This window comes from Burkholderia sp. Ac-20344 (assembly GCF_017104975.1).
Classification (GTDB): domain Bacteria; phylum Pseudomonadota; class Gammaproteobacteria; order Burkholderiales; family Burkholderiaceae; genus Burkholderia.
The window spans coordinates 1-9609 of the sequence record NZ_JAAGPP010000233.1; the positions used below are offsets into that span (position 1 = coordinate 1).

The following is a 9609-nucleotide window of genomic DNA, read 5'->3' on the forward strand; positions in this document are numbered from 1 at the left end:
CTCTGCCGACATGACGGCGTGGGCCGGCGCCGCGGGCTCGCACCGCTGCGGCTGGTGGCCGGCGCGCTGCTGTGGGCCGCGGCCGGGATGTCACCGCTGATGCCCGGCGCGCAGTTCGCGTTCTTCGCGATCGTCGCGGTGCTGGCGCTCGCGCTGCGCCGCCTGCCGGGGCATCTGCCGACGCTCGCGCTCGCGTCGCTCGCGCTGCTCGCGACGGTGCGCTACGTGTGGTGGCGCACCACGCAGACGCTCGATTTCCGCAGCCCGGTCGAGGCCGTCGCCGGCTACCTGCTGTACGGCGCGGAAGCCTATACGTGGATGATCCTGCTGCTCGGTTTCGTGCAGACCGCGTGGCCGCTCGACCGGCCGATCGTGCCGCTGCCCGACGATCCCGACACCTGGCCGACCGTCGACATCTATATCCCGACCTACAACGAGCCGCTGTCGGTCGTGAAGCCGACCGTGTTCGCCGCGCAGAGCATCGACTGGCCGAGCGCGAAGCTGCGCGTGTACCTGCTCGACGACGGCCGGCGCCCCGAGTTCGCGGCGTTCGCGGCCGAGGCCGGCATCGACTACCTGACGCGCGACGACAACCGCCACGCGAAGGCCGGCAACATCAACCGCGCGCTGCCGAAGACGCACGGCGAGTACATCGCGATCTTCGACTGCGATCACGTGCCGACGCGCTCGTTCCTGCAGACGACGATGGGCGTGTTCCTGCGCGACCCGAAATGCGCGCTGGTGCAGACGCCGCACCATTTCTTCTCGCCCGATCCGTTCGAGCGCAACCTCGGCACGTTCCGCGAGATCCCGAACGAGGGCAACCTGTTCTACGGGCTCGTGCAGTCGGGCAACGACCTGTGGAACGCGACGTTCTTCTGCGGCTCGTGCGCGGTGCTCAAGCGCAGCGCGCTGGAAGAGGTGGGCGGCGTCGCGGTCGAGACCGTGACCGAGGATGCGCACACGGCGCTCAAGCTGCACCGGCGCGGCTATACGTCGGCGTACCTGCCGACCGTGCAGGCGGCCGGCCTCGCGACCGAAAGCCTCGCGGGCCACGTGAAGCAGCGCACGCGCTGGGCGCGCGGGATGGCGCAGATCTTCCGCATCGACAACCCGTTCCTCGGGCGCGGGCTCGGCTTCATCCAGCGGATCTGCTACGGCAACGCGATGCTGCACTTCTTCTACGGGATTCCGCGGCTGGTGTTCCTGACGATCCCGCTCGCGTACCTGTTCTTCCACCTGTACTTCATCAACGCGTCGTCGCTCGCGCTCGCGAGCTACGTGATCCCGTACCTGGTGCTCGCGAACGTCGCGAACTCGCGGATGCAGGGGCGCTACCGCCATTCGTTCTGGGCCGAGGTCTACGAGTCGGTGCTCGCGTGGTACATCGCGCTGCCGACCACCGTCGCGTTCTTCAGCCCGAAGCACGGCAAGTTCAACGTGACCGACAAGGGCGGCAAGATCGACGAAGGCTACGTCGACTGGTCGACGTCGAAGCCGTATCTCGTGCTGTTCGGGATGAACGTGCTTGCGATCGTCGCCGGCCTGTGGCGGCTCGTGGCCGACCAGGGCGACGAGGCGTCGACGATCCTGATCACGCTCGGCTGGACCGTGTACAACCTCGCGATGCTCGGCGCGGCGCTGGCGGTTGCGCGCGAAACCAAGCAGGTGCGCGTCACGCACCGGATCGCGATGCGCGTGCCGGCCATGCTGCTGCTCGCCGACGGCTCGACGGCGGCGTGCTTCACGAGCGACTACTCGACCGGCGGCCTCGGCCTCGAAGCGGTGCCGGGGCTCCCGGTCGCCGTCGGCGACACGCTGACGGTGTGCGTGACGCGCGGCGACCGGCCGTTCCCGTTCCCGGTGCGCGTGAGCCGCGTGACGCCGACCCATGTCGGCGTGAGTTTCGAGGAACTCACGCTCGAACAGGAGCGCCAGCTCGTGCAATGCACGTTCGGCCGCGCGGACGCGTGGCTCGACTGGCACGAGGGCCAGCGCGTCGACACGCCGCTCGGCGGGCTGAAGGAAGTGTTGCGTATCGGCCTGGACGGCTACGTACGGATGTGGAAGGGTGCGGCGCGCGGCCTGCAGGCCATGCTGGCGCCGAAACTCGATCGGGCGCGCGACTGACGCGGCGCGCATCATGGAGTGGGTTAGATGACGTTCTGGAATCTGTATTTCATCCTGAAGTTCGCGCTGTTCGCGACCGGGCACCTGCAGCCGTTCTGGCTCGCGAACCTCGCGTTCGCGGTGGCGCTCGCGGCGAGCGCACCGATCCGGCACCGTGCGTGGCGCATCGTCCGGCAGCTCGTCGCGATCGCGATCGCGGTGCCGCTGCTCGCACGCGAGATGCATGCGCCGCCGCTCGCCCGTCTCGCCGAGGCCGCGCGCGAAGTGAGCACGTTCCGTCTCGACTACTGGATGGAGCTGCTGCCGCGCCTGTTGCCGCCGGTGCTGCTGCTGACGGTGGCCGGCGCGCTGATCGTCTACTTCATCGTCAACCGCTGGCTGCGCGTCGCGACGTTCGTGCTGGCCGTGCTGATCGCGATGCCGCTGTGGCAAGCCGGCAGCGGGCTGATGGCGCGGGTCGTCGCACCGCTTCCGCAGCAGGCGAACGCGGCGGGCACGACGCTCGCCGGCCAGCCCGAGGACCACAACGCCGCGCTCGCGACGTTCCGCACGCAGGAATCGCAGCGGCAGGTCGCGTTCGGCCATCTCGGCAACGATCCGGCCGCGCAGTTCGACGTGATCGTGCTGCACATCTGCTCGCTGTCGTGGGACGACCTCGATGCCGCGAAGGTGCGCAACCATCCGATGCTGAGCCGTTTCGACTACCTGTTCACGAACTTCAGCACCGCCGCGAGCTACAGCGGCCCGGCGGCGATCCGCGTGCTGCGCGCGAGCTGCGGGCAGGAGGCGCACGCCGACCTGTACAAGCCTGCGCCGCAGCAGTGCTACCTGTTCTCGCAACTGGCGGGCGCGGGCTACACGGTGCAGTCGCTGCTGAACCACGACGGCCACTTCGACAACTTCCTGCAGGTGATCCACGACAACATCGGGGTGCCCGACGCGCCGCCGGTGTCGAACGCGGCCGCGCCGGTCGCGATGCACGCGTTCGACGGCTCGGAGATCAGGAGCGACTACGCGACGCTCGCGAACTGGTACGCGCAGCGCGCGTCGGTGCCGGGCCCGGTCGCGCTGTACTACAACACGATCAGCCTGCACGACGGCAACCGCATCGTCGGCAGTTCGCTGACGAGCATCGACTCGTATCCGCAGCGCGTGACGAAGCTGATGGACGATTTCGACCGCCTGGCCGACCTGATCGCGCAATCGGGCCGCCGCGCGGTGATCGTGTTCGTGCCCGAGCACGGCGCCGCGCTGCGCGGCGACAAGTACCAGGTTGCAGGCCTGCGCGAGATCCCGACGCCGCGCATCGTGCACGGGCCGGTCGGCGTGCGGCTCGTCGGCTTTGCCGGCAACCACGGCGCGACGACCGTGATCGATCAGCCGACCAGCTTCCTCGCGCTCGCGCAACTGCTGTCGAACCTCGTGTCGAACAGCCCGTTCAAGCCGGGCACGACGCTCGCGCAGTACGCAGCCGATCTGCCGCGTACGCGGATGGTGGGCGAGAACGAGGGCACGGTGACGATGCAGACGGCCGCGGGCTACGCGGTGAAAACTCCGGATGGCGTATGGATCGACGAACAGTAATTCTCCCCGTCGACGGCGACGACGATCGCCTGTCGCAACCGAACGACGTGCTCGGCCTCGCGCGGCATCTGCCCGCGCTCGATCCCGAGCGTTACGTCGACGAGCAGGCGCGCCGTGCGTTCATCGAGTCGCTCGACCGCTGGCCGACACTCGCGAAGCTGATGGGATTGAAGACGTAAACGCACAACGGCCGGCGTGTGTGCCGGCCGTTGCTTGCCTGCGGACGATGCCGCTGATCGCACCTTATTGCGCCTTGCGTTCCGGCTGGCGCGTCCACTGGTCTTCCTCGCCCGGCACCTTGCCGAAGCTCTGGTCGGCCCACGCGGCGCGGGCCGCGTCGATTTTCGCGCGCGCGCTCGACACGAAGTTCCATTCGATGAACCGTTCGCCCGGCAGGTGCGCACCGCCGAGCAGCATCACGCGTGCGCCGTTCGCGCTGGCGAGCGCCACGGTCGCGCCGGGTTCGAGCACGGCCATCGTCGCGGGGGCGAGCGGCGTGCCGTCGATCGCGAGGTCGCCGTCGACCAGGTACACGCCGCGTTCCTCATGTTCGGCATCGAGCGCCAGCGTGCCGCCTGCCGCGAATTCCGCATACGCATAGAGCGTGGGCGAGAACACGGCGACCGGCGACGTGAGGCCGAACGCGGTGCCCGCGATCACGCGCACGCTTGCACCGTCGCGCGTGAACGACGGCAGCGTGTCGGCCGCATGATGGACGAATGCGGGCGCGGTGTCTTCGTGCTCGACCGGCAGCGCGACCCAGGTCTGGATCCCGTGGACGGGCTGCTCGCGCGGCCGGTCTTCGTCGGGCGAGCGTTCCGAATGCACGATGCCGCGCCCGGCCGTCATCCAGTTCACGTCGCCCGGCACGATCTTCTGCCGGAAGCCGAGGCTGTCGTGATGCATCAGCGAGCCGTCGAACAGGTAGGTGACGGTCGCGAGGCCGATGTGCGGGTGCGGCAGCACGTCGATGCCGCGGCCGGCCGGCAGCACGGCCGGCCCCATCTCGTCGAAGAAAATGAACGGGCCGACGAGGCGTGCGGCGCGCGCGGGCAGCACGCGGCGCACGACGAGGTTGCCGATGTCGCTTTCGCGCGGCGTGAGCAGGGTCTTGATCGAGGCGGACATGGTGGGGGGCTCGTGGTCGATGCGGGGCGCGTCAGGCGATCGCCGTGTCGATGGTGATCGGGTGCGTGAGGATCTTGTGCACCGGGCACGCATTCGCGATCTGCAGCAGGCGTTCGCGCTGTTCGCCGGACAGGTCGCCGTCGAGCGTGATACGGCGCACGATCGTGCTGCCCGCGCTGCCCGATTCGTGCGCGAGCTTCACGTGCACTTCGGCGAGCGGCCAGCCCTTGCGTTGCGCGACCATCTTCAGCGTGATCGCGGTGCACGCGCCGAGGCTCGACAGCAGCAGCGCGACGGGCGTCGGCGCCGCATCGCCGCCGCCGAGCGATGCCGGTTCGTCGGCGCGCCACTGGTGGACGCCATCGCTGAAGTGGACGAGGTAATCGACGGAGCCGATGCTTGCTTCGACGGACAGTTCGCTCATTGCAATTCCATGGAAAAAGGGGGCGGCGGGCGGCCGGGCCGGGCGTTACGGTTCGAGCAGCCGCTGCAGCCGCAGTTCCTCGAAATCGAGTTCCGATTCGATCCGGTGCAGCACGGCGTCGTCGACCTTGCCGTCGCGATGCAGGTCGAGCAGCGCTTGGCGCGACACGCCGACGAGTTCGAGTTCGACGCGCAGCATGCGGGCCCGCACGTTGGCCGGTTCGGCGCCGTGGCGATGCGCGCGTTCGTTGAAGGTGACGCGGTTCCGGTATTCGGCGAGCAGGCGGTCGAGCGACGGCCGCTCGAGCGTCGACCCGCGCTGTTCGAGCGCGTCGAGTTCGGCGAGCGCCGCGCCGAACGCATGCGCGCGCACCGCATGCTCGGACATCGTGCGCCGCGCGGCCGGCCGCAGCTTCAGCACGCGGATCAGCGGCGCGAGCGTGCCGCCCTGCACGACGAGCGTGGCGATGATCAGCAGGAACGTGCTGAACAGGATCAGGTCGCGGCCGGGGAAGTTGGCGGGCAGCGCGATCGCGGCGGCGAGGCTCACGACACCGCGCATGCCCGACCAGCCGAGCACGACGGCCTCGCGCCACGACCACGGTGCATGGCCGGCGCGCGGCGCGCGCAGGCGGCCGGGCAGCCACATCGCGACGAACACCCAGACGATGCGCGCGGCGATCGCGGCGGCGGTGGCGGGCAGCGCGACGCGCAGGCCGGCCATCAGCACCGCGCCCTCGTGGTTCACGCCCGCGAGGATCGCGTGCAGCGCGAGACCGATCAGGATGAACACGAGCGCGTCGAGCACGAACACGATCGCTTCCCATGTCGCCTTCGCCTTGATCCGCATGTCGGCGTCGAACACGCGATGCTGGCGTACGCCGAGCACGAGGCCGCAAGTGACGACCGACAGCACGCCCGAGCCGTCGACGGCTTCGGCGATCCCGTAGCTGCCCCATGCCATCGCGAAGGTCACGACGATGCCGAGCATCGGGTCGCGCAGGCGCGGCAGCACCCAGCTCATCGCATGGCCGCACGCGAGGCCGACCGCGATGCCGATCAGCGTGAGCGAGAAGAACAGCCCGGTGGCGCTCGAGGCCGTGATCGATACGGCGAGCGCGGCCGACACGGCCATCTGGTACAGCAGCAGACCCGACGCATCGTTGACGAGGCTTTCGCCTTCGAGCACCGCGACGAGCCGCGCGGGCAGCGGGTGGCGCTGCAGGATCGCCTTCGCGGCGACCGCGTCGGGCGGCGACACGATCGCGCCGAGCGTGAAGCATGCGGCCCACGGCAGCGCAGGGTTCACGGCATGCACGGCGAGCGCGACCGCGACGGTCGTGAACACCACCGCGCCGAGCGCGAGCGACGCGATCGACGCAAGCTCCTGCCGGAATTCCTTCCATGCGGTGTAGAACCCGCTCGACATCAGCAGCGGCGGCAGCACGGCCGCGAGCAGCAGCGCCGGGTCCATGTCGGGCACGCGCTTGCCGGCGACTGCGACCACGCAGCCGCCGAGCAGCAGCACGACGGCGGGCGGTATCGAAATCCGCTCGGCGAGCCACGTGAGCGCGCCCGCACCGCAGATCAACAGCAGCAGGTAATGGAACAGCTCGACGTTGGTCATGCGTGGTCAGTGCGGCGTGTGCGCATCATGAGGGCTTGCGTTCGTTCGTGCTGCCGCCGGGCAGCGCGCCGAACATGTGCTGGCTGCACTTCGCATCGCGCCATGCGGCGTTCAGCCGATGGCCGGCGAGCATGCGCCGCGCGACGGGCAGGATCTGTTCGCCGGCCAGCATGCCGAGCAGGCCGGTGAGCGCGATGATCGGCGGCGCGGGCGAGTTCACGCCGATCGCGCCGTAGATGACGCCGGCGAGGATGCCGGCGAGCAGCGAGAAGACATACGGTTTCATGGAGGAGCGCCTCGTGATGGCCGGGCGGCACCGCAATGGCGCCGTCAAAGTTTTGAAAGCCTATCGGGTTTACGTGAAGAAAAAAAGAGCGGGCCGCCCCGAATGGACGCCGTTTCCGGAATCACATCGATTCCGTTTCTTGGGTGTTCGCGCCGCGCGTTTCCGGATTAAATGTTTCGCGCCGGACGACGATCCGGCGTGACACACCTCCGGCTCCTCCCGTTCTCACGGTCGAGGCAGGCCTTTTTTTTCGTTCACAGGACGCCATTCGCCATGAGCAATCCGAAGCTTGAAGTACTGACTCCGCAGAACAGCCAGCTGATCTTCATCGACCAGCAGCCGCAGATGGCGTTCGGCGTGCAGTCGATCGACCGCCAGGTGCTGAAGAACAACGTCGTCGGGCTGGCAAAGGCCGCGAAGGTATTCAACATCCCGACCACGATCACGACGGTCGAAAGCGACAGCTTCTCGGGTCATACCTATCCCGAGCTGCTCGACGTATTCCCGAACCAGAAGACGCTCGAACGCACGTCGATGAACTCGTGGGACGACCAGAAGGTGCGTGACGCGCTCGCCGCGAACGGCCGCAAGAAGGTGGTCGTATCGGGCCTGTGGACGGAAGTCTGCAATACCACGTTCGCACTGTGCGCGATGCTCGAAGGCGACTACGAGATCTACATGGTCGCCGACGCATCGGGCGGCACGTCGCAGGCCGCGCACGATTTCGCGATGCAGCGGATGGTGCAGGCGGGCGTGGTGCCCGTCACGTGGCAGCAGGTTCTGCTCGAATGGCAGCGCGACTGGGCGCGCCGCGATTCGTACGACGCGGTGATGGCGATCGCGAAGGAGCATTCGGGCGCGTACGGGATGGGCGTCGACTACGCGTACACGATGGTCCACAAGGCCGCCGAGCGTACGCTGACGCCGCACGAGTCGCTCCCGCCCGTGCCGGCGAAGTAACGGGCCGCCGGCCGGGCCCGGTGCGGCCGGCGTACGCGATGCACGCGCCGGCCGAAGTCCTCGCCGGCCGCCGTGCTCAGGCCTCGGGCAGCGCCCACGGCGCGTGCGCGAAGTGTTCGGCAAGGAAATCGAGCAGTACCGTCACGCGTGCGGCGCGCAGCATGCCGGGCGGCGTGACGAGGTTGACGTTGATGTCGGCGATCTTCCAGTCTTGCATCGCTTCCTCGAGTTCGCCGCGCTGCAGTGCGTCCCACACCAGGAATTCGGGCTGCAGCGCGAGGCCGTGGCCGGCGACGAGCGCGGGGGCGATCACGTCGGCGTTGTTGGTGCGGATGCGTCCATGCACCGAGATGCCGACTTCCTCGCCCGATGCCGGATGGCGAAAGCGCCAGTACTCGGGCGTCGGCAGGTTCGTGTAGGTGAGGCACACGTGCCGTTCGAGGTCGTGCGGATGCGTGGGCCGGCCATGCCGCTCGAAATACAGGGGCGACGCGACGAGCGGACGGCGCACCGCGCAGAGCCGGCGCGAGCGCAACGACGAATCGCTCAGCTCGGCGATGCGGATCGCGACGTCGAAGCCGCCGGACACGATGTCGACGATGTGATCGGTGAGCACGAGGTCGATGTCGACGTGCGGATAGCGTTCGAGAAACGCGGGCAGCACCGGCGACAGATGGCGCAGCCCGAACGACATCGGCGCGTTCACGCGTACGAGGCCGTGCGGTTCGAGCGCCTGCGCGGTCGCTTCGCTTTCGATCAGCTCCGCATCGGCGAGCAGGCGGATCGCGCGGTCGCGCAGCAGTTCGCCGGTTGGCGTGAGCGACAGCTTGCGCGACGTGCGGTACAGCAGCATCGCACCGAGGCGCTTTTCGAGGCGCGCGATGGCTTTCGACACGGTCGGCTGCGTTACGCCGAGCAGGTCGGCGGCTTTCGCGAATGAACCGGTCTCCGCGACGCGCGCAAAGATGGCCCAGGCTTCTAGATCAGGAAGGTGTTGCATGGTCGGAATGAATGGCCGGGAAGCGAAACGGATGCGGCGCACCGCGAAGGCGGGCGTGCGATGCAGGTGATTCTAATCCGGCCGGGAGAAAAATCGTTATGGAATCTTATCTAATTTCGTTGGGCGCCGGCGTGTTGGTCGGCGTCATGTACAGCGTGATCAAGGTGCGCTCGCCGGCACCGCCGCTGATCGCGCTGGTCGGCCTGGCCGGCATGCTGATCGGCGCCCAGGCCATCGCACCGGTCCGTCACTGGCTCGGCTTCTGACTGCATCGAGGACACTTCATGAGCGCAACCGCTACTCAACCCGATCTCATCCTGCACAACGGGCGCATCACGACGCTCGACCGCGCGAACCCCGTCGCCGCTGCCGTGGCGATCAAGGAAGGCCGCTTCGTCGCGGTCGGCAGCGACGCGGACGTGATGCCGCTCGCGGGCCGTGCGACGAAGGTGATCGACCTCGGCGGCCGCA

Annotated in this window: 12 protein-coding genes; 7 read left to right on the forward strand and 5 right to left on the reverse strand. The window is 68.6% G+C overall.

From position 1 onward, the window contains the following. From bcsA to G3N64_RS36780, 3 genes are all read left to right on the forward strand, one after another. A partial coding sequence (gene bcsA / locus G3N64_RS36770) for a UDP-forming cellulose synthase catalytic subunit (protein WP_205788533.1) occupies nt 1–2130 on the forward strand: 2130 nt, incomplete at its 5' end. A gap of 27 nt (nt 2131–2157) precedes the next feature. After that, nucleotides 2158–3714 (forward strand): cellulose biosynthesis protein BcsG, encoded by a 1557-nt coding sequence (bcsG, locus tag G3N64_RS36775; RefSeq protein ID WP_205788534.1) that lies wholly within the window; start codon nt 2158–2160, stop codon nt 3712–3714. Beyond that, on the forward strand, nt 3696–3893 hold the full coding sequence (locus G3N64_RS36780) for a hypothetical protein (RefSeq protein WP_085040574.1): 198 nt from the start codon (nt 3696–3698) through the stop codon (nt 3891–3893). The genes bcsG and G3N64_RS36780 overlap by 19 nt, the downstream gene beginning before the upstream one ends. 64 nt (nt 3894–3957) lie before the next feature. Here G3N64_RS36780 and G3N64_RS36785 read toward each other — a convergent pair whose 3' ends face one another. From G3N64_RS36785 to G3N64_RS36800, 4 genes are read right to left on the reverse strand one after another with little or no spacing between them, the layout of a single operon-like run. Beyond that, complete coding sequence (locus G3N64_RS36785; protein ID WP_205788535.1) at nt 3958–4842, reverse strand: pirin family protein; 885 nt, start codon at nt 4840–4842, stop codon at nt 3958–3960. Between the two features lie 31 nt (nt 4843–4873). Beyond that, nucleotides 4874–5266 carry an OsmC family protein gene (locus G3N64_RS36790; protein ID WP_205788536.1) on the reverse strand — a complete coding sequence of 131 codons (393 nt, stop codon included), beginning with the start codon at nt 5264–5266 and terminating at the stop codon, nt 4874–4876. Nucleotides 5267–5311: 45 nt separating this feature from the next. Continuing rightward, nucleotides 5312–6892: a sodium:proton antiporter gene (locus tag G3N64_RS36795; RefSeq protein WP_205788537.1), complete on the reverse strand. Its 1581-nt coding sequence runs from the start codon at nt 6890–6892 to the stop codon at nt 5312–5314. 25 nt (nt 6893–6917) lie between these two features. Continuing rightward, nucleotides 6918–7178, reverse strand: a complete 261-nt coding sequence (locus G3N64_RS36800) for a XapX domain-containing protein (protein ID WP_205788538.1) — start codon at nt 7176–7178, stop codon at nt 6918–6920. On the opposite strand from G3N64_RS36800, the gene G3N64_RS36805 reads away from it, so the two are divergent. Continuing rightward, entirely contained in the window at nt 7177–7380 is a 204-nt protein-coding gene (locus G3N64_RS36805) for a hypothetical protein (RefSeq protein ID WP_205788539.1), read from the forward strand. The genes G3N64_RS36800 and G3N64_RS36805 overlap by 2 nt on opposite strands. Before the next feature lie 71 nt (nt 7381–7451). Continuing rightward, nucleotides 7452–8138, forward strand: a complete 687-nt coding sequence (locus tag G3N64_RS36810; RefSeq protein WP_205788540.1) for a hydrolase — start codon at nt 7452–7454, stop codon at nt 8136–8138. Nucleotides 8139–8214: 76 nt separating this feature from the next. Here the strand turns inward: G3N64_RS36810 and G3N64_RS36815 are convergent, their stop codons facing one another. Further along, nucleotides 8215–9138 (reverse strand): LysR family transcriptional regulator, encoded by a 924-nt coding sequence (locus G3N64_RS36815; RefSeq protein ID WP_205788541.1) that lies wholly within the window; start codon nt 9136–9138, stop codon nt 8215–8217. A 98-nt stretch (nt 9139–9236) separates the two neighbouring features. Here G3N64_RS36815 and G3N64_RS36820 point away from each other — a divergent pair, with 98 nt between their 5' ends. Then, complete coding sequence (locus G3N64_RS36820; protein ID WP_205788542.1) at nt 9237–9404, forward strand: DUF1427 family protein; 168 nt, start codon at nt 9237–9239, stop codon at nt 9402–9404. 18 nt (nt 9405–9422) lie between these two features. Beyond that, nucleotides 9423–9609: hypothetical protein (locus tag G3N64_RS36825; RefSeq protein WP_205788543.1), on the forward strand; the 187-nt coding region annotated here is incomplete at its 3' end.

Coding starts and splice junctions, on each gene's coding strand:
- bcsG (WP_205788534.1), top strand. CDS start 2,158: ATGACGTTCTGGAATCTGTATTTCATCCTGAAGTTCGCGCTGTTCGCG.
- G3N64_RS36780 (WP_085040574.1), top strand. CDS start 3,696: ATGGATCGACGAACAGTAATTCTCCCCGTCGACGGCGACGACGATCGC.
- G3N64_RS36785 (WP_205788535.1), bottom strand. CDS start 4,842: ATGTCCGCCTCGATCAAGACCCTGCTCACGCCGCGCGAAAGCGACATC.
- G3N64_RS36790 (WP_205788536.1), bottom strand. CDS start 5,266: ATGAGCGAACTGTCCGTCGAAGCAAGCATCGGCTCCGTCGATTACCTC.
- G3N64_RS36795 (WP_205788537.1), bottom strand. CDS start 6,892: ATGACCAACGTCGAGCTGTTCCATTACCTGCTGCTGTTGATCTGCGGT.
- G3N64_RS36805 (WP_205788539.1), top strand. CDS start 7,177: ATGGAGGAGCGCCTCGTGATGGCCGGGCGGCACCGCAATGGCGCCGTC.
- G3N64_RS36800 (WP_205788538.1), bottom strand. CDS start 7,178: ATGAAACCGTATGTCTTCTCGCTGCTCGCCGGCATCCTCGCCGGCGTC.
- G3N64_RS36810 (WP_205788540.1), top strand. CDS start 7,452: ATGAGCAATCCGAAGCTTGAAGTACTGACTCCGCAGAACAGCCAGCTG.
- G3N64_RS36815 (WP_205788541.1), bottom strand. CDS start 9,138: ATGCAACACCTTCCTGATCTAGAAGCCTGGGCCATCTTTGCGCGCGTC.
- G3N64_RS36820 (WP_205788542.1), top strand. CDS start 9,237: ATGGAATCTTATCTAATTTCGTTGGGCGCCGGCGTGTTGGTCGGCGTC.